At 64.6% G+C, this 22,066-nt stretch carries 21 protein-coding genes; 10 read left to right on the plus strand and 11 right to left on the minus strand.

From position 1 onward, the window contains the following. Both LO50_RS02120 and LO50_RS02125 read right to left on the minus strand, forming a co-directional pair. A partial coding sequence (locus LO50_RS02120) for an AMP-binding protein (protein ID WP_044313955.1) occupies positions 1-388 on the minus strand: 388 nt, incomplete at its 3' end. A gap of 147 nt (positions 389-535) precedes the next feature. Then, positions 536-1,468, minus strand: a complete 933-nt coding sequence (locus tag LO50_RS02125; protein WP_044313956.1) for a LysR substrate-binding domain-containing protein — start codon at positions 1,466-1,468, stop codon at positions 536-538. Between the two features lie 162 nt (positions 1,469-1,630). Between LO50_RS02125 and LO50_RS02130 the strand changes: the two genes are divergently transcribed. Next, positions 1,631-3,055, plus strand: a complete 1,425-nt coding sequence (locus LO50_RS02130) for an aspartate ammonia-lyase (RefSeq protein ID WP_014822023.1) — start codon at positions 1,631-1,633, stop codon at positions 3,053-3,055. A 90-nt stretch (positions 3,056-3,145) separates the two neighbouring features. Further along, the gene (locus LO50_RS02135; RefSeq protein ID WP_044313957.1) at positions 3,146-4,405 is read left to right on the plus strand and encodes a dicarboxylate/amino acid:cation symporter; all 1,260 of its coding nucleotides are present in this window, start codon (positions 3,146-3,148) and stop codon (positions 4,403-4,405) included. A gap of 11 nt (positions 4,406-4,416) precedes the next feature. Here the strand turns inward: LO50_RS02135 and LO50_RS02140 are convergent, their stop codons facing one another. After that, entirely contained in the window at positions 4,417-5,235 is an 819-nt protein-coding gene (locus tag LO50_RS02140) for a helix-turn-helix domain-containing protein (protein ID WP_044313958.1), read from the minus strand. A 169-nt stretch (positions 5,236-5,404) separates the two neighbouring features. On the opposite strand from LO50_RS02140, the gene LO50_RS02145 reads away from it, so the two are divergent. The 3 genes from LO50_RS02145 to LO50_RS02155 all read left to right on the plus strand — a co-directional run bounded on the left by LO50_RS02145 (position 5,405) and on the right by LO50_RS02155 (position 8,843). Then, positions 5,405-6,826 (plus strand): alanine/glycine:cation symporter family protein, encoded by a 1,422-nt coding sequence (locus LO50_RS02145; protein ID WP_044313959.1) that lies wholly within the window; start codon positions 5,405-5,407, stop codon positions 6,824-6,826. A gap of 102 nt (positions 6,827-6,928) precedes the next feature. Beyond that, the gene (locus LO50_RS02150) at positions 6,929-7,912 is read left to right on the plus strand and encodes an asparaginase (RefSeq protein ID WP_044313960.1); all 984 of its coding nucleotides are present in this window, start codon (positions 6,929-6,931) and stop codon (positions 7,910-7,912) included. A gap of 121 nt (positions 7,913-8,033) precedes the next feature. Next, positions 8,034-8,843: a substrate-binding periplasmic protein gene (locus tag LO50_RS02155; RefSeq protein ID WP_044313961.1), complete on the plus strand. Its 810-nt coding sequence runs from the start codon at positions 8,034-8,036 to the stop codon at positions 8,841-8,843. A 41-nt stretch (positions 8,844-8,884) separates the two neighbouring features. Here the strand turns inward: LO50_RS02155 and LO50_RS02160 are convergent, their stop codons facing one another. The 6 genes from LO50_RS02160 to LO50_RS02185 form a co-directional block, all read right to left on the minus strand. Then, positions 8,885-9,583 carry a carbonic anhydrase gene (locus LO50_RS02160; protein WP_014822032.1) on the minus strand — a complete coding sequence of 233 codons (699 nt, stop codon included), beginning with the start codon at positions 9,581-9,583 and terminating at the stop codon, positions 8,885-8,887. A gap of 52 nt (positions 9,584-9,635) precedes the next feature. Continuing rightward, on the minus strand, positions 9,636-10,544 hold the full coding sequence (glsB, locus tag LO50_RS02165) for a glutaminase B (RefSeq protein ID WP_044313962.1): 909 nt from the start codon (positions 10,542-10,544) through the stop codon (positions 9,636-9,638). Positions 10,545-10,610: 66 nt separating this feature from the next. Continuing rightward, positions 10,611-10,913: a P-II family nitrogen regulator gene (locus tag LO50_RS02170; protein ID WP_014822034.1), complete on the minus strand. Its 303-nt coding sequence runs from the start codon at positions 10,911-10,913 to the stop codon at positions 10,611-10,613. A gap of 1 nt (position 10,914) precedes the next feature. Then, the gene (locus LO50_RS02175) at positions 10,915-11,856 is read right to left on the minus strand and encodes a sodium-dependent bicarbonate transport family permease (protein ID WP_044313963.1); all 942 of its coding nucleotides are present in this window, start codon (positions 11,854-11,856) and stop codon (positions 10,915-10,917) included. 199 nt (positions 11,857-12,055) lie between these two features. Continuing rightward, a complete protein-coding gene (gene oadA, locus LO50_RS02180; RefSeq protein ID WP_044313964.1) occupies positions 12,056-13,873 on the minus strand; it encodes a sodium-extruding oxaloacetate decarboxylase subunit alpha in 1,818 nt (605 codons plus the stop codon). A gap of 10 nt (positions 13,874-13,883) precedes the next feature. Then, the gene (locus LO50_RS02185) at positions 13,884-15,299 is read right to left on the minus strand and encodes an acetyl-CoA carboxylase biotin carboxylase subunit (protein WP_044313965.1); all 1,416 of its coding nucleotides are present in this window, start codon (positions 15,297-15,299) and stop codon (positions 13,884-13,886) included. 239 nt (positions 15,300-15,538) lie between these two features. Here LO50_RS02185 and LO50_RS02190 point away from each other — a divergent pair, with 239 nt between their 5' ends. Then, positions 15,539-16,498, plus strand: a complete 960-nt coding sequence (locus LO50_RS02190; RefSeq protein ID WP_044313966.1) for a LysR family transcriptional regulator — start codon at positions 15,539-15,541, stop codon at positions 16,496-16,498. On the opposite strand, the gene LO50_RS23970 is transcribed toward LO50_RS02190, so the two are convergent. Beyond that, the gene (locus tag LO50_RS23970; protein ID WP_041754611.1) at positions 16,443-16,655 is read right to left on the minus strand and encodes a PA3496 family putative envelope integrity protein; all 213 of its coding nucleotides are present in this window, start codon (positions 16,653-16,655) and stop codon (positions 16,443-16,445) included. The genes LO50_RS02190 and LO50_RS23970 overlap by 56 nt on opposite strands. Positions 16,656-16,756: 101 nt before the next feature. After that, positions 16,757-17,623, minus strand: coding sequence for a transcriptional regulator HexR (hexR, locus tag LO50_RS02195; protein WP_014822039.1), 867 nt, complete (start codon positions 17,621-17,623; stop codon positions 16,757-16,759). Positions 17,624-17,765: 142 nt separating this feature from the next. Here hexR and zwf point away from each other — a divergent pair, with 142 nt between their 5' ends. The 4 genes from zwf to LO50_RS02215 all read left to right on the plus strand — a co-directional run bounded on the left by zwf (position 17,766) and on the right by LO50_RS02215 (position 22,039). Further along, positions 17,766-19,208: a glucose-6-phosphate dehydrogenase gene (zwf, locus tag LO50_RS02200; RefSeq protein ID WP_031297446.1), complete on the plus strand. Its 1,443-nt coding sequence runs from the start codon at positions 17,766-17,768 to the stop codon at positions 19,206-19,208. A 629-nt stretch (positions 19,209-19,837) separates the two neighbouring features. Next, complete coding sequence (gene ectA, locus LO50_RS02205; protein ID WP_003297792.1) at positions 19,838-20,353, plus strand: diaminobutyrate acetyltransferase; 516 nt, start codon at positions 19,838-19,840, stop codon at positions 20,351-20,353. Beyond that, entirely contained in the window at positions 20,350-21,627 is a 1,278-nt protein-coding gene (ectB, locus tag LO50_RS02210; protein WP_044313967.1) for a diaminobutyrate--2-oxoglutarate transaminase, read from the plus strand. The genes ectA and ectB overlap by 4 nt, the downstream gene beginning before the upstream one ends. Positions 21,628-21,637: 10 nt before the next feature. Beyond that, positions 21,638-22,039, plus strand: coding sequence for an ectoine synthase (locus LO50_RS02215; RefSeq protein WP_003284068.1), 402 nt, complete (start codon positions 21,638-21,640; stop codon positions 22,037-22,039). The last annotated feature ends 27 nt before the right edge of the window (positions 22,040-22,066 follow it).

Genomic DNA, 22,066 nt, shown 5'->3' on the forward strand with positions numbered 1-22,066 from the left:
GGGCATCGAGCGGCAGCTGCTGGAGAAACTGGTCCAACTCGGCCGGGCCAAGACGTGGATCGAGCGGGACGGCAACCGCTGAGCAGGCGACGGCAATGATCGCGACCGCCGCCTGCGGGGCTTCTGGCAGCAATACGCCGATGCGCGCGTCGCGGCCGAAGCCGGCCAGGCGCAACTGGCGACGGGTCTGCTCGATCATCTGCTGCAGGCCGCGATGGTCCAGCGGCGCGAAGCGTGTCGAAAGCACCGCCGATCGATCAGGCGCGCCATGCGCCACGCGGCTCAGCGCGGCATGCAAAGTGACGGGCTCGATGCCGGCGGTCGCCGGGTCGGGCACAGCAAAGACCGAGCCCGCAGGGGGCACGGCGGCGTCGGAGTCGTAATTCACGGCTGTCTGTCCTTGGCTAGAGTCCGGCCTGGCCATGGCACGGATTGCTCAGCTAAGACAGCGTCGCCCGAAAAAGTTGCCTCGCGCGAAGCAACAAAATGTGTGCAGTTAACCGCTTGTTACGCACATTTGGCCGCGTGGGGCGCTTTAACTTGCCGTTTCGCCCGCCTGTCGCTGCGCTTGCGCGGCACGGTTTTCCAGCCTTCGCCAGAGCAAGCGCACTGCACCCTTGCGCATCAGCGAGCAACGATAAAGGCGAATTTCCAGCGGTACGCGCCATTGCTCGCTACCACAGATCGCCAGCTCGCCACGCTGCAGCTCGGGCTCGACGCTCAGGCGCGGCACCCAGGCGATCCCCAGCCCCTGCAGTGCCATGCTCTTCAGGCTGTCGGCCATGGCCGTCTCGTAGACAGTGGTCGAGCGCAGCGCGCGCTGGCGCAGCAGCAGGTTCACCGAGCGACCGAGAAAGGCGCCAGCGCTGTAGGCCAGCAGCGGCACGGTCTGGCCGCTATCGACGTCGTACAGCGGCACGCCGTCAGCGCCCGCCGCGCAGACCGGCAGCATTTCGGTGCGCCCCAGGTGCAGCGAGGGGAACAGCTCTGGGTCGAGCTGCAGCGCGGCATCCGGGTCGTAGTAGGCGAGAATCAGGTCGCAGCCGCCTTCGCGCAGCACATGCACGGCTTCGCCGACGTTGGTGGCGATCAGCCGGGTGGCGATGTTCAGCCCGTCGTGGCGCAGGCCGGCGATCCACGCTGGGAAGAAGCCCAGCGCCAGCGAGTGCGCGGCGGATATCTGCAACACCTCGCCCTGCCGGCCCTCGACGTGGTGCAAATGGCGCACCACTTCGCCGAGCTGTTCGACCATGTTGCGCGCACTGATCAGGAACAGCTGGCCGGCCTCGGTCAGCTCGATCGGCGTGCGCGAGCGGTTGATCAGTTGCAGGCCGAGCGCCTCTTCCAGCGAGCGTATCCGCCGGCTGAAGGCCGGCTGCGTGACGAAGCGGCGTTGCGCGGCCTGGGAGAAGCTGCGGGTCGCCGCCAGCGCCACGAAATCCTCCAGCCACTTGGTTTCCAGATTCACCTGAACATCCCTCGATACGATTGCGACCGGTACAAAGTCACACGGACATTATGCCGTTTCGGCATAGGGCAGCCAGCAACGGCATTGGCCGCGAAACGCCTGAAAGCCTTATTTTAGGCGCACTGCAGCACTGCCTGCGCCTACCGAAGCCACATTACCATCATGTCCGAAGTTGCATCATCGCGAGTCGAAAAAGACCTGCTTGGCACCCTCCCCGTTCCTTCCGACGCCTACTACGGCATCCAGACCCTGCGCGCACTGCACAACTTCCGCCTCTCCGGCGTGCCGCTGGCGCATTACCCGAAGCTGATCGTCGCCCTGGCGATGGTCAAGCAGGCCGCCGCAGACGCCAACCGCGAGCTGGGCTACCTGCCCGAAGCCAAGCACGTGGCGATCAGCCAGGGTTGTGCACGACTGATTCGCGGCGAATTCCATGAGCAGTTCGTGGTGGACATGATCCAGGGCGGCGCCGGCACCTCGACCAACATGAACGCCAACGAAGTAATCGCCAACCTCGGCCTTGAGGCCATGGGCCACGCCAAGGGCGAGTATCAGTACCTGCACCCGAACAACGACGTGAACATGGCGCAGTCCACCAACGACGCCTATCCGACGGCGATTCGCCTGGGCCTGCTGCTCGGTCACGACACCCTGCTCGCCAGCCTGGAGAGCCTCTGCCAGTCGCTGACCGGCAAGGGCCATGCCTTCGCCCACGTGCTGAAGATGGGCCGTACCCAGCTACAGGACGCCGTGCCGATGACCCTCGGCCAGGAGTTCCACGCCTTCGCCACCACCCTCGGCGAGGATCTGCACCATCTGCGCGGCTTCGCCCCGGAGCTGCTGCTGGAAGTGAACCTCGGCGGCACCGCGATCGGCACGGGCATCAATGCCGATCCGCGCTACCAGGCCATTGCCGTGCAGCGCCTGGCGCAGATCAGCGGCCAGCCGCTGCGCCAGGCCGCGGACCTGATCGAAGCCACCTCGGACATGGGCTCGTTCGTGCTGTTCTCCGGCATGCTCAAGCGCCTGGCGGTGAAGCTGTCGAAGATCTGCAACGACCTGCGCCTGCTCTCCAGCGGCCCGCGCACCGGCTTCAACGAGATCAACCTGCCGCCGCGCCAGCCGGGCAGTTCGATCATGCCGGGCAAGGTCAATCCGGTGATCCCGGAAGCGGTCAACCAGGTCGCCTTCGAAGTCATCGGCAACGACCTCGCGCTGACCATGGCCGCCGAGGGCGGGCAGCTGCAGCTCAACGTCATGGAACCGTTGATCGCCTACAAGCTGTTCGATTCGATCCGCCTGCTGCAACGCGCCATGGACATGCTGCGCGAGCACTGCATCGAAGGCATCACTGCCAACGAAGACCGTTGCCGCGAGCTGATGGAAAGCTCCATTGGCCTGATCACCGCGCTGAACCCCTACATCGGCTACGACAACAGCACCCGCCTGGCTCGTGAGGCGCTGCTCGGCGGCCGCAGTGTGCTGGAGCTGGTGCGCGAGGAACGCTTGCTCGACGACGCCATGCTCGCCGAGATCCTGCGCCCGGAAAACATGATCGCGCCACGCCTGGCACCGCTGGTGGTGTGATCGTCCCAAGCGCCCGGCACCCATGCCGGGCGTTCGCTTTACGAGCCACCAGCCCGGCTCGTTCGCACAATAAAAACAACAGGAAAACCCATGACTCAGAGTACGACCCTCTCCGCTCCCCTGCGCCTGCTCGTCCGCCTGCCGCTCTGGCAGCAGATCCTCATCGGCCTGGCCCTCGGCGTCGCCGCCGGCATGGCCTTTGGCGCAGACGCGCAGCTGCTGGCACCGATCGGCACGCTGTTTCTCAATGCGATCAAGATGCTCATCGTGCCGCTGGTGTTCGTTTCGCTGGTGGCCGGCATAACCTCGATGCAGGACAGCGCCAAGCTCGGCCGCATCAGTCTGAAGACCATCGCCATCTACCTGGTGACCACCGCCTTCGCGGTCAGCATCGGCCTGCTGTTCGGCGCGCTGTTCACCCCGGGCGAAGGCATGAACATGGTCGCCAGTGGCAGCGAACAGGCCAAGCAGGCGCCCTCGCTGGTGTCGATTCTGGTCGGCTTGGTGCCTTCCAATCCGGTCACTGCCTTCGCCGAGGGCAACATCCTGCAGATCATCGTTTTCGCCATCGCCCTGGGCGTCAGCATCAACCTGATCGGCGAGCGCGGCGCGCCGGCGGTGCGCCTGTTCGATGCGCTGGCCGAGAGTTTCTACAAGCTCACCGATCTGGTGATGCGCGTCGCGCCGATTGGCGTCTTCGCCCTGACCGCCGGCGTCGTCGGCAGCCATGGTGCTGAAGTACTGCTGCCGCTGGCGGGCGTGATCGGCGTGATCTACCTGGCCAGCATCGCCCACGTGCTACTGGTCTACGGCGGCCTGCTCGGCCTGCTGGCGCGGCTCAATCCGCTGCGTTTCTTCCAGGGCATCGCCCCGGCGCTGGCGGTGGCCTTCAGCACCTCGAGCAGCTCCGGCACCCTGCCGGTGTCCATCGAATGCGCGCGCAAGAACCTCGGCGTATCCGAAGGTGTGGCGGGCTTCGTGCTGCCAGTAGGCGCGACCATCAACATGGACGGCACGGCGATCTATCAGGGCGTGCTCGCACTGTTCATCGCCCAGGCCTTCGGCATCGACCTCAGTGCCGGGCAGTACGCGATGATCATCCTCACCGCGACGCTGGCCTCCATCGGCACCGCCGGCATCCCCGGCGCCGGGCTGATCATGCTCGGGCTGGTGCTCACCGCTGCCGGCCTGCCGCTCGAAGGCGTGGCGCTGATCGCCGGGATCGACCGCATCCTCGACATGGCGCGCACCACGGTGAACGTCGCCGGCGACCTGATGACCACCACCCTGGTCGGTCGCAGCGAAGCCGAACTCGACCGCGCGGTATACGACAGCAGCAACAAGGAGTGAGGACGCACGACTCACTCGATGCCGAACAGCCCGTTCTCCACACGCGGCGTCGCCAGACGCTCGCGGATGTCCGGGTCGATACGCGGGTCGCCCGGGCTGTAGAGCATCACCTGGCGGTAGGCACTGACGCGGTTGATCTCGCTGCCCAGATATTCCCACACCACCGGCGTGCTGGCCGGGGTACGGCGGTCACCGGAGGAGACGCCGGTCTTCAGCCCATTGAGGCGGGTGATGCGGCTCTTGAAGCTGGGAATGAGGATGGTCTGGCTCATCTCGTTGAGCGTCAGCGACTCGTAGTCGATCAGGAACAGCCGGTCCTGCAGGCCGAACGCCGCGCCGAGGTAGCGGCAGCGTACCCAGTCCTCGGCGTGGCCGAGGGTAGGGCTGGCGCGTTCCTGGCGCTCCTGACGCTCGAACAGGTAGAGGCCGTTTTCCTCGCGCAGATGCACCAGCGAGATCAGGATGCTGCCCGGCACCGACATGCAGTTGGCGTATTCGAAGTAGTAGCCGCAATAGCGCGACAGACTCGCGGCGTGCTCGCGCAACGGCTGCAGCAGGGCCAGCAGCGGATCGGTCCGCGGCAGCGCCTGGGCTTCCGGATGGCGCGCCCCGACCAGCCGGGCGAACTGCTCGGGCGGCATTTCCAGCTCGTAGCCCTCGACCCCGAAGAAGTCGCCGATGCGTTTGAGGTTGAACGGCGTGGGACGGCTCTGCCCGCCCAGGTACTTGTTGAACTGCGCCCGATTGATTGCCAGCTTGCGGCACACCTCGGCAATCGAGCGGTAGTGACTGCAGAGCAACTTGAGGTTTTCGGCGAGGTGGGAGGTCATGGGATGCCCTGACGGTTGGCGCGAGTGTCGCCATTCTAGCATCAGGTCGCGTCACATCGCGGCCACCTGCGAAATTGTCCTGTTGTCGCTACTGTTGAAACATCCCCCGCTTGCACGGCGCAGCGGCGCGCGCCGGCACCCTAACAACGACAACAAGGTGAACATTGCCATGCTCGACCTTCTGAATGACCTCATTTGGAGCAAGCTGCTGATCGTCATGCTGATCGGCCTCGGTCTGCTCTTCACGATTCGCTCCGGCTTCGTCCAGTTCCGTTATTTCGGCAACATGTTCAGCATCTTCGGCCACGCCTTCGAGCGTCAGCCGGGACAGCTCTCTTCCTTCCAGGCCCTAATGCTCTCGGTCGCCGGCCGCGTCGGCGCCGGCAACATCGCCGGCGTCTCGGTGGCAATCATGCTCGGCGGCCCGGGCGCGATCTTCTGGATGTGGGTGGTGGCGCTGGTGGGCATGGCGACCAGCTACTTCGAGTGCTCGCTGGCGCAGCTGTACAAGCGTCGCGAGCCGGACGGCACCTACCGCGGCGGCCCGGCTTTCTACATCCAGCACGGACTCGGCCAGCGCTGGCTAGGCATCGTCGTCTCGATCCTGCTGCTGATGACCTTCGGCTTCGGCTTCAACGCCGTGCAGTCGTTCACCGTCGCCAGCTCGCTGCATGACACCTTCGGCGTGCCGACCGTGGCCAGCGGCATCGCGCTGACGCTGGTGATCGCCGGCATCATCTTCGGCGGCATCCGCCGTATCGCCAAGTGGGCCGACGTACTGGTGCCGGTCATGGCCTTCTCCTACCTGGGCATGGCGCTGTTCGTCATCGGCAGCAACTTCGGTGCCGTGCCGGAAACCTTCGGCCTGATCTTCCGCAGCGCCTTCGGTCTGGAGCAGGCCTTCGCCGGCGGCATCGGCGCGGCGATCCTGATGGGCGTCAAGCGCGGCCTGTTCTCCAACGAGGCCGGCCTGGGCAGTGCGCCGAACGTCGCCGCGGTCGCCGAGGTCAAGCACCCGGTGGCGCAGGGCATCGTGCAGTCGCTCTCGGTGTTCATCGACACCATCATCCTGTGCAGCTGCACCGCGCTGATCATCCTGCTCTCGGGCGTCTACGAGCCGGGTATGGACCAGGCCGGTGTGGTGCTGACGCAGACCGCCATGGCGGCCGTGGTTGGCGAGTGGGGTCGGGTATTCATCAGCATCGCGCTGCTGCTGTTCGTCTTCACCACGCTGATCTACAACTACTATCTGGGTGAAAACGCGCTGGGCTTCTTCACCGAGAAGCGCATGCCGGTGGTGATCTACCGCATCCTGGTGGTCATCCTTGTGCTCTGGGGTTCGGTGCAGGATCTGGGCACCGTGTTCGCCTTCGCTGACGTGACCATGGGTCTGCTGGCCATCGCCAACCTGATCGCCGTGGCCCTGCTGTTCAAGGTCGGCCTGCGCCTGATGCGCGACTACGACCGCCAGATCCGCGCCGGCATCGAGCAACCCGTGCTCGATCCGAAGGACTTCGCCGACCTGGATCTCGACCCGGCCGTGTGGAAGGCGAACATGCCCGCCACACCCGACACCACCGAGCGCCGCTAAGCGCTCCGACGCGACCGGCCAGCCCTCTGCGCAACCGTGCACGGGGCTGGCCCCATCCGCCTGTATTTCTGATGGTCTGCGCCGAACGAGCGAGGAGCGCGTGTGAATCAATCAATCGAACGCCTGCTGGTACTCTACACCGGTGGCACCATCGGCATGCAACAGAGCGCCGCCGGGTTGATGCCAGCCTCCGGCTTCGAAGCTCGCCTGCGCGCGCAGCAGGCGCTGGAAGCCGGGCCGCTGCCGAGCTGGACCTTCCGCGAACTGCAACCGCTGCTGGACAGCGCCAACATGCAGCCGACCCACTGGCTGCAGATGGCGTCCGCCGTCCGCGATGCCGTGGCGCAGGGCGACTGCGATGCGGTGCTGTTGCTGCACGGCACCGATACCCTGGCCTACAGCGCCGCTGCGTTGTCCTTCCTGCTGCTGGATCTTGAGATCCCCGTGCTGCTCACCGGCGCCATGCTGCCGGCGGGAAGCCCGGGCAGCGATGCCTGGCCCAACCTGTTCGGCGCCATGCGCGCCCTGCAGGCCGGGCAGGTGCACGGCGTGCAACTGTTCTTCAACGGCGTGCTGCTGCACGGCGCGCGGGTCAGCAAACTGCGCAGCGACGCCTTCGACGCCTTTGCCGAGGCGCCGCGCAAGCGCCTCGCCGCAGCGGCCAGCGAACGTCCGCCGGCGCTGTTGCCGCAGCGACCGGCGCAGGTCGTGGTGCTGCCGTTGTACCCCGGCGTCGGCGCCGCGCAGGTCCGGGCACTGGTCGCCAGCGGCGCTCAGGCGCTACTGCTCGAGTGCTATGGCAGCGGCACCGGCCCGGCGGACGACGTCCCGTTCATCGAAGCGCTGCGCCAGGCGCATCGACAGGGCGTGGTGCTGGCGGCGATCAGCCAGTGCCCGGGCGGCCATGTCGATTTCGACGTCTATGCCACCGGCAGCGGCTTGCGCGATGCCGGTCTGGTCTCCGGCGGCGGCATGACCCGTGAAGCAGCGCTGGGCAAGTTGTTCGCCCTGCTCGCCGCCGGGCTCGACCACGCCGAGGTGGAACACTGGTTCTGCCGCGACCTCTGCGGCGAAATGGCCGACTGAATACGACACCGGCAAAAATGCGCGCTGCCCCGCAGGGCAGCGCGGCCGGCTGGCGATGTGCCTGCAGCACCGCTACCCTTGCTCACGCCAACAACAAGAAAAGCGTCAAGGAGCCGATGCCATGGCCAGATCCCGAACTGCCGGGGCGCTGTTCGCCCTGCTCATCAGCGCTGCATGTGCCGCCCAGGCCGAACTGCCTGCCAACTATCAGATCACTCTGCAAACCGACAGCTTCCCGCCATTCAACATGGGCCCCAACAGCAAGGGCTTCGCCCGCGGCGACGATGTGCAGGGCATCGATGCCGACACCGTGCGAGACATCTTTCGCCGCGCCGGCATCGCCTACAACATGACCCTGCGCGGCCCCTGGAGCCGGCTCTACGAGCAGACCCGGCAGCAGCCCGCCCACGGCCTGTTCTCAGTGGCGCGCACGCCGCAGAACGCCGGTCAGTTCAAGTGGGTCGGGCCGCTGGCCCATCACGCCAGCGTGCTGCTGGCGCCGGCCGACAGTGGCCTGAAGTTCGACAGCCTGGAGCAGGCGCAGGGCTACCAGATCGGCGGCCACGCCAACGGCAGCGTCAGCCTGTTCCTGGAAAGCCAGGGCATCGCCACCAGCAACAGCCTCAACGACGCCGAAAACCTGCGCAAACTGCTGACCGGGCGCATCGACCTGTGGGCGGTGGCCGACCCGGTGTGGCGTCATTACGCGCGGCTGCAGGGCGTCGACGAGAGCCAGCTGCGCATCGCGCTGAGCTATCGCAGCGAACCGCTGTATCTGGCACTGAGCCCTGATACGCCGGACGAAGTGGTCAACCGCCTGCAGAAGGCACTTGAGGAAGTGATCGCCGAAGGCTACGCCGGCTGCAGCAAGACCCCTGACCTGTGCTACCTGATTCAGGAGCGCGGCACGACGCTGGCCGGCGGTCGCTGACCCCGCGCCTCGTCAGCAGACCGAAACCGCCCGGAAGCGCTTCAGCTCACCTGATAGCGCGCCCGCGGCGTGGCCATCGGCAGCGGGCCGTCGCCGACCAGGCGGAACTCGCCCTTCTCGGCATCGTAGGCACGAATCTCGCTGGTCCCGATGTTGTACACCCAGCCGTGGATGAACAGCTGACCGCTGGCCAGCCGCGCTGCCACCGAGGGATGCGTGCGCAGGTGGTCGAGCTGGGCCACCACGTTCTCCTCGGTAAGGATGCCGAGGGTGTTGTGGTCGGCGCAGCCACAGTTCTGCTCGACGACGATCTTCGCCACCTCGGCATGCCGCAGCCAGCCCTTGACCGTCGGCATGCGCTCCAGCTGAGCCGGGTTGAGCACCGCCTTCATCGCGCCGCAGTCGGAGTGGCCGCAGACGATGATGTGCTGCACGCCAAGCGCCATCACGGCGAACTCGATGGCGGTCGACACGCCACCGTTCATCTGCCCGTAGGGCGGCACCACGTTGCCGACGTTGCGGGTGACGAACAGGTCGCCGGGCGAACTCTGCGTGATCAGCTCGGGGATGATTCGCGAGTCGGCGCAGGTGATGAACATCGCCCGCGGTGTCTGCTCGTAGGCGAGCTTCTCGAACAGCTCGCGCTGCTCGGGATAGACCTCTTCGCGGAAGCGCTTGACGCCCGAGACGATGTGTTCGAGGGCCTCCTGGGCGGTTTCGCTCTTCTTGCCGTCATTCATGCTTGGTTCTCTCCAGAGGAATTCGAAGGGTAGGCGCCGCCGCGACGGCGCGTCAGAAGATGGACCAGCCGATACGCTGCGACAGCGCTTCGAGGGAGGCCATGCCAATCAGCGAATTGCCCGCGGCGTTGAGCTCCGGCGACCAGACGCAGACGGTGAAGCGGCCCGGCACCACCGCGACGATGCCGCCGCCCACCCCGCTCTTGCCGGGCAGGCCGACGCGATAGGCGAAGTTGCCCGCCTCGTCGTACAGCCCGCTGGTGGCCATGATCGCGTTGACCTGCTTGGCCTGGCGCGGCGCCAGCACCGTCTCGCCGCTTTGCGGGCAGGCACCATCGCGGGCGAGAAATGCGAACGCGCGGGCCAGGTCGACGCAGTTCATGCGCAGCGCGCAGTGATGAAAATAGCTGCGCAATACCGCTTCGACATCGTTGTGGAAGTTGCCGAAGGCCTGCATCAGGTAAGCCATGGCCGCATTGCGCGCGCGGTGCTGGTATTCGGATTCGGCGACGCGGGTGTCGGAGACGATCTGCCGGTTGCCGGACAGGTGCCGGACGAAATCGCGCATCGACAGCTCCGGGGTGGCGAAGCGCGACTGGTTGACGTCGCAGATCACCAGCGCCCCGGCGTTGATGAACGGGTTGCGCGGGCGGCCGCGTTCGAACTCGAGCTGCACCAGTGAATTGAACGGCTGCCCCGAAGGCTCGTGGCCCAGCCGCTCCCATAACGACTCACCGCGATGAGCGATGGCCTGCACCAGGCTGAACACTTTCGAAATGCTCTGGATCGAGAACGGCGTCCGCGCGTCGCCGGCTTCGAAAATCTCGCCCTCGGCACTGCACACGGCAATACCCAACTGGTTGGGCGGCACGTCGGCCAGCGCCGGGATGTAGCTGGCCACGCGACCTTGCCCGAGCAGCGGGCGTACATCGTCGAGAATTTCCTGCAGCAGGGCGTGCATCGAAGGCTCCATCGGTCCTGAGTCCAGGGTGGACGCCCGCCGGCCGAGGGGCATCACAGCACGCGGTCAGAACTTCTCGGGCCGCAGCACTTCCACCTCGGCCAGGTAGCAGACCATGGCGAAGTTCTCGTAGTAGCGCGCCTGCAGGTGCTCGGCGATACGCTCGGCGATCTCGCGGCTGCAGATCACCTCCAGGCGGATATTGCCGTCGGTATCCCAGCCGGCGCTGCGCACCCCGCGGCTGCCGCTGCCACGGGCGTCCGACAGGGTCCAGCCCGGAGCGCCCAGGTTTTTCAGGTCGGCTTCCAGCTTGTGTTCCAGCGCTGCCTCGCAGATCACGGTCAGCAGCGTACGATTGTGCGCGTTCATCTCAGAACCCCCAGGCGATCAGCCGCTCGGCCAGGGCCAGGTAGAGCGGAATGCCGATCAGGATGTTGAACGGAAAGGTGATGCCCAGCGACGCAGTCAGCGACAGCGACGGATTGGCTTCTGGCACCGCCAGGCGCATCGCCGCCGGCACCGCGATGTACGAAGCACTCGCCGCCAGCGTGGCGAGCATTGCCGTACCGCCCAGCGACAGGCCCATGAAGCGCGCCAGCAGCGCGCCGATCAGCGCACCGATCAGCGGCATCAGCAGCGCAAAGGCAGCGAGCTTGAAGCCGTAGCGCTTGAGCGAGCCGAGCTGGCCGGAGGCGATCAGGCCCATCTCCAGCAGGAAGAACGCCAGCACCGGTTTGAACATGCTGGTGTACAGCGGTTCGAGCGGTTTGATGGCCTCCTTGCCGGCGATCGCACCGATCAGCAGGCCACCGAGCAGCAGCATGATGCTCTTGCCAAGGAAGATCTCGCGGCCCAGTTCCTTCCAGTCGGTATCGCGCGACACGCCCTTGGCCAGCAGAATGCCGACCAGGATCGCCGGGATTTCGAGAATCGCCACGAACAGCGGGATGTAACTTTCGAAGAAGATTTCCCGCGCCGCCAGATAGGCCACCACGACGGCGAAGGTACCGGCGCTCACCGAACCGTAGTGCGCCGCCACCGCCGCCGCGTTGACCCGGTCGAAGCGCAACCCGCGCAGCAGGATGAAGGCCAGGATCGGCAGCAACACGCCCAGCCCCAGCACCAGCAGCGACTGGCCCAGAAGCGCCGCACTGGCCTGTTCGGCCAGCTCCACACCACCGTGCAGACCGATCGCCAGCAGCAGGATGATCGACAGCGTCTCGTAGAGCGCCGGCGGCAACTTCAACTCGCTCTTCACCAGGCCCGCAAACAGGCCGAACACGAAGAACAGCACTACTGGGTCGATACCCATCTACAGTCTCCACAGCTTGGACAATGGACCGATCCCTGGCAGACATTGGCTCGAAAAAAAGGAGCCGCAAGGGCTCCCAAAGGGGACACACTGCCCGCGCCGTCCGTTCCGCTGGCTGCCGCGCATGCTTGCGCAGCGCGGCCAAAACAGTCGAAACGACGCTGGCGTGGCGTGATCAGACCGCCACGCCACCCTTCACTCAGCCCTCGATCTCTATCAAGACATCGCCCGGGTTCACCCGGTCACCTTTGGCGACATGCACGGCCTTGACCGTTCCGCTCATGGGCGCCTGAATCTCGGTTTCCATCTTCATCGCTTCGCTGATCAGTACGGCCTGGCCAGCCTTGACCACGTCGCCTTCCTTGACCAGCACGTCGACCACGTTGCCCGGCATGCTGGTGCTGACGTCGCCCGGACCGCTGGCCTGCTTGCGCTGGCTGCCGCCGCTGCCGCCGACGAAGTTGTTCAATGGCTCGAACACCACCTCTTCCGGCATGCCGTCGATGGAAAGGAAGAAGTGCCGCTTGCCTTCGCCCTTGACGCCGACACCGGTGATATCCACGCGGTAGGTTTCGCCATGCACGTCGATGACGAACTCGGTCGGCACGCCCTGCCCGCCTGCAGCGGTCGCGGTGCTGCCGTCAGGGATCGGCAGCAGTGTTTCCGGTACCAGCGTACCGGCCTCACGCTCCTCGAGGAACTTGCGGCCGATGTCGGGAAACATGGCGTAGGTCAGCACGTCTTCTTCGGATCTGGCCAGCGCACCGACTTCCTGGCGCAGCTTGTCCAGCTCCGGCTTGATCAGGTCGGCCGGGCGCACGTCGATGATCTCTTCACCGCCGATGGCCTGGCGCTGCAGCTTGGCGTCGATGGTGCCCGGCGCCTTGCCGTAGCGGCCCTGCAGGTAGAGCTTCACCTCGTTGGTAATGGTCTTGTAGCGCTCGCCGGCGAGCACGTTGAAGAACGCCTGGGTGCCGACGATCTGCGAGGTCGGGGTTACCAGCGGCGGGTAGCCGAGGTCCTTGCGCACGCGCGGAATCTCGGCCAGCACTTCATCCATGCGGTCGAGCGCACCCTGCTCCTTCAGCTGGTTGGCCAGGTTGGAAATCATCCCGCCCGGCACCTGGTTGACCTGCACACGGGTATCGACGCCGGTGAATTCGCTTTCGAACTGGTGGTACTTCTTGCGCACCGCGTAGAAGTACAGGCCGATCTCCTGCAGCAGCTCCAGATCGAGGCCGGTGTCATAGGGCGTGCCGCGCAGCGCGGCAACCATGGATTCAGTGCCGGGATGACTGGTGCCCCAGGCCATGGAGGAAATGGCGGTGTCGATGTGGTCGGCGCCGTTCTCGATGGCTTTCAGCTGGCACATGCTGGCGACGCCAGCCGTGTCGTGGGAGTGAATGAACACCGGCAGGTCGATCTCAGCCTTCAGCGCGCGCACCAGCTCGCCGGTGGCAAACGGCGTGAGCAGGCCCGCCATGTCCTTGATGGCGATGGAATCGACGCCCATGCCGCGCATCGCCCGACCCTGCTCGACGAACAACTCGACGGTATGCACCGGGCTGGTGGTGTAGGCGATGGTGCCCTGGGCGTGCTTGCCGGTCTTCTTCACGGCCTTGATCGCGGTTTCCAGGTTTCGCACGTCGTTCATAGCGTCGAAGATGCGGAACACGTCGATGCCGTTCTGCGCCGCCTTGGCGCAGAACGCTTCGACCACATCATCGCTGTAATGGCGGTAGCCGAGCAAGTTCTGCCCGCGCAGCAGCATCTGTAGTCGGGTGTTGGGCAGCGCCGCCTTGAGCTGGCGCAGGCGCTCCCAGGGGTCTTCCTTGAGGAAGCGTACGCAGGCGTCGAACGTGGCGCCGCCCCAGACTTCCAGCGACCAGTAGCCGACACGGTCGAGCTTTTCGCAGATCGGCAGCATGTCTTCAGTGCGCATGCGGGTGGCCAGCAGCGACTGATGGGCGTCACGCAGGATGGTGTCGGTAACGGTGATTTTCTTCTGAGCAGTCATGGTTCGTTCCTCACAGTCCTGCGTGGGCGGCGATGGCGGCAGCGATGGCCAGGGCCAGCTCGCCCGGCTTGCGTTTGATCGAGTAGTTCAGCAGTTCCGGATGGTTCTCGACGAAGCTGGTGTTGAACTGGCCGCTACGAAAATCCGGACTGGCGAGAATCTGCTGGTAATAGGTGGCGGTGGTCTTCACGCCCTGCACGCGCATGTCGTCCAGTGCACGCGAACCGCGGGCCAGCGCCTCTTCCCAGGTCAGCGCCCAGACGATCAGCTTCAGGCACATGGAGTCGTAATACGGCGGAATGGTGTAGCCGGTATAGATCGCCGTGTCGGTGCGCACACCGGGGCCACCCGGCGCGTAATAACGGGTGATCTTGCCGAAGCAGGGCAGGAAGTCGTTGCGCGGCTCCTCGGCGTTGATGCGGAACTGCAGGGCGAAGCCGCGATACTGGATGTCCTCCTGCTTGACCGACAGTGGCTGGCCGGAGGCGATGCGGATCTGCTCGCGGACGATATCGATCCCGGTGATTTCCTCGGTGATGGTGTGTTCCACCTGCACCCGGGTGTTCATTTCCATGAAGTACACCTCGCCATCGGCGAGCAGGAACTCCACGGTGCCGGCGTTCTCGTATCCCACCGCCTTGGCCGCGCGCACGGCCAGGTCGCCGATATAAGCGCGCTGCTCGGGAGTGAGCTGCGGGCTCGGGGCGATCTCGATGAGCTTCTGGTTGCGGCGCTGGATCGAGCAGTCGCGCTCGAACAGGTGCACGGTGTTGCCGAACGAATCGGCGAGGATCTGCGCCTCGATATGCTTGGGTTCGACGATGCACTTTTCCAGGAAAACTTCGGCACTGCCGAAGGCCTTGGTCGCTTCGGAGATCACTCGCGGATAGGCCGATTCCAGCTCTGCCTGCGAGTTGCAGCGGCGAATGCCGCGACCCCCGCCACCGGAGGTGGCCTTGAGCATCACCGGATAGCCGATACGCTCGGCTTCACGCAGCGCTTCGGCAAGGTCGGCGACGTTGCCTTCGGTGCCCGGCGTGACCGGCACGCCCGCCTTGATCATGCTGCGCCGCGCTTCGGTCTTGTCGCCCATGCGGCGGATGACTTCGGCGCTCGGGCCTACGAAGCGGATGCCACGCTCGGCGCAGATCTCCGCCAGTTCGGCATTCTCGGAAAGAAATCCATAGCCCGGATGCAGCGCATCGCAGCCGGTTTCCACAGCCAGGTTCACCAGCTTGCGGGGGTTCAGGTAGCCGGCCAGCGGGTCTTCGCCAATGAAATGCGCCTCGTCGGCACGCTTGACGTGCAGCGCGTGGCGGTCGGCTTCGGAGAATACCGCCACCGAGCGGACACCCATTTCGGCACAGGCGCGGACGATACGCACCGCGATTTCCCCGCGGTTGGCGATCAGCAGCTTCTTGATCACGCTGTCTTTCCTCGGATCGTTGAGCAGGGGACCCGCGTGCGGGTCATGATCACTCGCATTTGCAACGAGCCGTTTCACCCTACGCCCGCTGGGGGGATTACTGAAAATGAATAATTGTTTGCTTGAGAATAAGTAATTACTTATAGATACACCCTGAGCAGCACTAATCTGGCCGAACGGTCAGCGCCGCCGGCAACGGTGCAACGGGGCTACGCTTCAATAATTTTGCGGAGAACGTGATGCGAAAATCGCTGATGCGCATGACATTGCGCCAGCTTCAGGTATTTCGCGCCGTGTGCGAAACGCACTCATACAGCCGTGCCGCCGAGGAAATGGCACTGACCCAGCCCGCCGTCAGTTTGCAGATTCGGCAGCTCGAGGAACTGGTCGGTCAACCGCTTTTCGAGTACCTCGGCAAGAAGCTCTACCTGACCGATGCGGCCGAGGCGCTACAGCGCGCCAGTACCGACATCTTCGGTCGCCTGGACAGCCTCGACATGCAGCTCTCGGATCTGCAGGGCTCGTTGCAGGGCCAGCTCAACCTGGCGGTGGAGTCCAGCGCCAAGTACGTCACGCCGCACCTGTTCGCCGCCTTCAAGCGCCTGCACCCTGAGGTCAGCCTGCAGCTGGTGGTGGTCAACCATGCCCAGGCGGTCAAGCGCCTGTCGGTGAGCCGTGACGACCTGCTGATCATGTCTCAGGTGCCTACCGACATGGACCTGGAGTTCATGCCCTTCCTGAACAACCCGATCATCGCCGTGGCGCCACCCGACCATCCGCTGTGCAACGCCGCCACACTGTCCCTGCAGGACCTCACGGACTATCCCCTGCTGGTGCGTGAGCCAGGCTCGGGCACGCGACGGGCCGGCGAGGACTACCTGCGCCAGAAGCGCGCGCATTTCGCGCAGAGCATTCAGGTCGCCTCGCTGGATGCGCTGCGCGAATGCGTGGTGGCCGGGCTCGGCCTGGCGCTGCTGCCGCGCCATGCGGTGCATCTGGAGCTGGCCAGCGGGCTGCTACGCGAGCTGCCGGTCGAGGAATTGCCGCTGTATCGCAGCTGGTGCGTGGTGCATTCGCGCGGCAAGCGCCTGAGTCCGGTAGCCCAGGCGTTCTTCGCCTTCCTCCGTGAAGAGCGCGCGCAGATCAGTGCGCTGGCGGAGCGCTTCGCCGGCTCGCCGACGACGAGCGCAGCGAGCTGATCACCAGCGCATCGGCGTAGTCGTTCAACTCGGCATGCAGCTGACGCTGCTCGGTATAGCTTTCGATGGCGCGGCGGAAACGCATGCGCCGCTCATCCTGCTGTTTGCGACGGGACTTGCTGTCGAGCTGGCTGCTGTCGTCGGTGTGCCGGAGCATGAGGCGATCTCCCAGAACAGGTAAGGAGAGATCAGCATCGACGTCATGGATGACAAACTGAAGTCAGGGCGATTACGCGACCGTGAAGGTGCAGCGGCGCCTCAGTCGTCGTGCGTCTTGACCTTCTGCGGCGACAGGCGAAGGCTGCGCAGGCTGCGCTTCACGCTCTTGAGGTGATTGACCAGACTCGGTCCGCGCGCCATGGCAACACCCATCGCCAGCACGTCGATCACTACCAAGTGAGCGATACGCGAGGTCAGCGGGGTGTAGATCTCGGTGTCTTCCTGTACGTCGATTGCCAGGTTGATGGTGGCCAGCTCGGCCAGCGGCGTCTGGCTCGGGCACAGGGTGATGAGCGTCGCGCCGGATTCACGCACCACGTTGGCGGTGATCAGCAGATCCTTGGAGCGCCCGGACTGCGAGATGCAGATCGCCACGTCGGTGGGCTTGAGCGTCACCGCCGACATGGCCTGCATGTGCGGATCGGAATAGGCGGCAGCTGACAGCAGCAGGCGGAAGAATTTGTGCTGGGCGTCGGTGGCCACCGCGCCGGATGCGCCGAAACCGTAGAACTCCACGCGCTCGGCCTTAGCCATGGCAGCGATGGCGCGCTGCAGCGCTTCGGGGTCGAGCCGCTCGCGCACTTCCATCAGGGTGTGCAGCGTGGTGTCGAAGATCTTCAAGGCGAAGTCGGCCACCGAATCGTTCTCGCTGATGGCGAACTGACCGAAGCTGGCGCCAGCCGCCAGGCTCTGCGCCAGTTTGAGCTTGAGATCCTGAAAACCCAGGCAACCGATGGCGCGACAGAAACGCACGATGGTGGGTTCGCTGACGCCGACCACGTGGGCCAGGTCGGCCATGGAGCTGTGCATCACCGACGCCGGATCGAGCAGGACATGGTCGGCCACTTTCAGCTCCGACTTCCGTAGCAGGCTTCTGGATTGGGCGATGTGCTGCAGCAGATTCACGTTCCGGACTCGCTATGCTCTCGTCTGATGGCTTTGCTCGGGCGCGATCGACGCCGCTCAGCCGTCAGCGGGTTGTAGTGGGGCGGTAGTTATACTACAAGCCTCGCCACGACGCCCATTTTTTGGCCCTGGGAGAGAATCGATGTCGATATCCTGTGACATGCTCGTGTTCGGCGGGACCGGTGACCTGACGCTGCACAAACTGCTTCCGGCGCTCTACCACCTGCACCGTGACGGGCGCCTGCACGCCGACGTACGGATACTCGCCCTGGCGCGCAAAAAGCTCGACCGCGACGGCTACCTGGCCCTGGCCGAGCGGCATTGCCGCGCGCAGGTCGCCCGCAGCGACTTCAGCCCTGACACCTGGCAGGCCTTTGCCCAGCGCCTGGACTATTTCGCCATGGACGCCAACCAGCGCGGCGACTACGTGCGCCTTGCCCATCACCTCGGTCAGGCCGACGGCCGTGTGCGGGTGTACTACCTGGCGACCGCGCCGGATCTGTTTGAACCCATCGCCGCCAACCTGGAAAGCGCCGGGCTGGCCGGTGACGATGCGCGCATCGTGCTGGAAAAGCCGATCGGCCATTCGCTGGACTCGGCGCTGGAAATCAACGAATCGATCGGTGCCGTGTTCCCCGAGTCGCGCATCTACCGGATCGATCACTACCTGGGCAAGGAAACGGTGCAGAACCTCATGGCGCTGCGCTTCGCCAACGCGCTGTTCGAGCCGATCTGGCGCTCCGGGCATATCGACCACGTGCAGATCACCGTCGCCGAAACCCTCGGCGTGGAGAACCGCGGCGGCTACTACGACAACGCCGGCGCGATGCGCGACATGCTGCAGAACCACCTCCTGCAGCTGCTCTGCCTGGTGGCAATGGAGGCGCCGGTGCGTTTCGATGCCAAGCACATCCGCGGCGAGAAGGTGAAGGTGCTCGAGGCGCTGAAGCCGATCACCGGCAACGACGTGCTGGACAAGACCGTGCGCGGCCAATACGGCGCCGGCCGCATCGGTGGCCACGACGTGCAGGCCTACTACTTCGAGCCGAACATCGACAACGACAGCGACACCGAAACCTTCGTCGCGGTGAAGGCCGAGATCGACAACTGGCGCTGGGCTGGTGTGCCCTTCTACCTGCGCACCGGCAAGCGCATGGCGCGCAAGCGCTCGGAGATCATCATCACCTTCAAACAGGTGCCGCACCTGCTGTTCAGCAAGGGTGAAGTGAACCGCCTGGTGATCAGCCTGCAGCCGGAAGAAAGCATCAGCCTGCAGCTGATGGCCAAGGCACCCGGCAAGGGCATGCAGCTGGAACCGGTGGAGCTGGATCTGAACCTGGCGCACGCCTTCAGCAGCACCCGTCGCTGGGAAGCCTACGAGCGGCTGCTGCTGGATGTGATCGAAGGCGACTCCACGCTGTTCATGCGCCGTGACGAGGTCGAGGCGGCCTGGAACTGGGTCGATCCGATCCTGCGCGGCTGGCACAGCTACTACCGCAAGCCGCGCCCCTATCCGGCCGGCGAGGACGGCCCGGAACAGGCCCATCAATTCATCGAACGCCAGGGTCATCGCTGGTGGCAATGAAGTTGTCTGGCACAACTTCCGACAACTTCGCCACAGCCCCCGTATAACGCGAGATAGAGCGGATCGGTAGACTTTCTGAAATCATCGATCGCGGCCACCACAACTACGCCGAGCAACTAGCTCGGCCGTGGCCAGATCGCGCCGACATACAGACGTCACATCAGCGAAATATCATCGGTAGTTCACGCCGCCATTTAGCGCTATTTCCGCGTCGATTCTCAGCCTGATTCTTCCCCGCACACTTATCCGCAGCACACCATGCCCAACAGCGCGTGCATGACGAACGATTCGGGCATCGCTCAACCACCGCAAATCCAGCATTCATGCTGCTTTCAGCTACGTCATGGCCACTCAAGGCGAACTTCTGTGCATCACTGCCATCGAACTTCTCGCGGCACTCCTGAAACTTCCCCTTAACTATCAGCCTTCACCGCCAGCCTGGCGAAATGAAACAGACTGAAACATCCACGGCGCAATCGCCGTAATTACGCGGGATCGAGCGATATATGCAGCGCTCTTAACTTCGCATATTCAGAAGTTCGGGTTGAGAAACTTCTCCGGATATGCCTACCCTAAAAAGGAATTCAATCAACAACCCCAAAGGCATTGTTTTGAGTTTCCCTACCGTAGTGCTCCGTCGCCCAACCGACGGCGACGGTTACAACCTGCATCAGCTGGTGGCGCGCTGCCAGCCCCTCGATACCAATTCGGTCTACTGCAACCTGCTGCAGTGCTCCGATTTCGCCGACACCGCCATCGCCGCAGAGAACGCCCAGGGCGAACTGGTTGGTTTCATCTCGGGTTACCGCCCCCCTGCCCGCCCGGACACCCTGTTCGTCTGGCAGGTCGCCGTCGATAGTTCGATGCGCGGCCAGGGCCTGGCCCTGCGCATGCTGCTCGCGCTGACGGCCCGTGTGGCCCGTGAGCACGACGTGCGCTTCATGGAAACCACCATTTCCCCGGACAACGCGGCGTCGCAGGCACTGTTCAAGCGGGCATTCGATCGGCTGGGTGCCGACTGCACCACGCGCACGCTGTTCTCCCGCGCCGCGCACTTTGGCGGTCAGCACGAGGACGAGGTGCTCTACCGCGCCGGCCCGTTCACCGTTTCCCATCTAGAAGAAGAGCTCAAGGAGCACGCATGAAAACTTTTGAACTGAACGAATCCAAGGTTCGTAGCTACTGCCGTTCCTTCCCCGTGGTCTTCAACCAGGCCCAGGGTGCCGAACTGGTCACCAGAGACGGCAAGCGTTACATCGACTTCCTCGCCGGTGCCGGCACGCTCAACTACGGGCACAACCACCCGGTACTCAAGAAGGCGCTACTCGAGTACATCCAGAACGACGGCATCACCCATGGCCTGGACATGTACACCGCAGCCAAGGAGCGTTTCCTCGAAACCTTCAACCGCCTGATCCTCGAACCGCGCGGCATGGGCGACTACCGCATGCAGTTCACCGGCCCGACCGGCACCAACGCGGTCGAAGCGGCGATGAAGCTGGCGCGCAAGGTCACCGGGCGCAACAACATCATCAGCTTCACTAACGGCTTCCACGGCTGCAGCATCGGCGCGCTGGCCGCGACCGGCAACCAGCATCACCGCGGCGGCTCCGGCATCAGCCTCACCGATGTCAGCCGCATGCCGTACGCCAACTATTTCGGCGACAAGACCAACACCATCGGCATGATGGACAAGCTGCTCTCCGACCCCTCCAGCGGCATCGACAAGCCGGCCGCGGTGATCGTCGAGGTGGTGCAGGGCGAAGGCGGTCTCAACACCGCGTCGACCGAGTGGATGCGCAAGCTCGACAAACTCTGCCGCAAGCACGAGATGCTGCTGATCGTCGATGACATCCAGGCCGGCTGCGGCCGCACCGGGACCTTCTTCAGCTTCGAGGAGATGGGCATCCATCCGGACATCGTGACCCTGTCCAAGTCGCTGTCCGGCTATGGCCTGCCATTCGCCATGGTGCTGCTGCGCCCAGAGCTGGACCAGTGGAAGCCAGGCGAGCACAACGGCACCTTCCGCGGTAACAACCATGCGTTCGTCACCGCTGCCGCAGCCGTCGAGCATTTCTGGCAGAACGACGAGTTCGCCAACAGCGTGAAGGCCAAGGGCAAGCGCATCGCCGACGGCATGCAACGCATCGTCCGCCGCCACGGCCCGGATTCGCTGTTCCTCAAGGGCCGCGGAATGATGATCGGCATCAGCTGCCCGGATGGTGATATCGCCTCCGCCGTCTGCCGTCACGCCTTCGAGAACGGCCTGGTTATCGAAACCAGCGGCGCCCACAGTGAAGTGGTCAAGTGTCTCTGCCCGCTAATCATCAGCGAAGAGCAGATCGACCGCGCACTCGCCATCCTCGACAAGGCCTTCGCCGCCGTGATGAGCGAGCAGACCGAAAACCAAGCTTCCTGAGGTATTTGCAATGATCGTCAGAACCCTCGCCGAGTGCGAGCAGACCGACCGCAAGGTCCACAGCAAGACCGGCACCTGGGACAGCACCCGCCTGTTGCTCAAAGACGACAACATGGGTTTCTCGTTCCACATCACCACCATCTACGCCGGCAGCGAGACGCACATCCACTACCAGAACCATCTGGAGTCGGTGTACTGCATGAGCGGCAACGGCGAGATCGAGACCATCGCCGACGGCAAGATCTACAAGATCGAACCCGGCACGCTGTACATCCTCGACAAGCACGACGAGCACCTGCTGCGTGGCGGTAGCGAGGACATGAAGATGGCCTGCGTCTTCAACCCGCCGCTCAACGGCAAGGAAGTGCATGACGAGAGCGGCGTCTATCCGCTGGAGGCCGAAACCGTCTGATACCGGTTTACCGGGGCGGCCGCCGAG

It is taken from the genome of Stutzerimonas stutzeri, assembly GCF_000935215.1.
GTDB lineage: Bacteria > Pseudomonadota > Gammaproteobacteria > Pseudomonadales > Pseudomonadaceae > Stutzerimonas.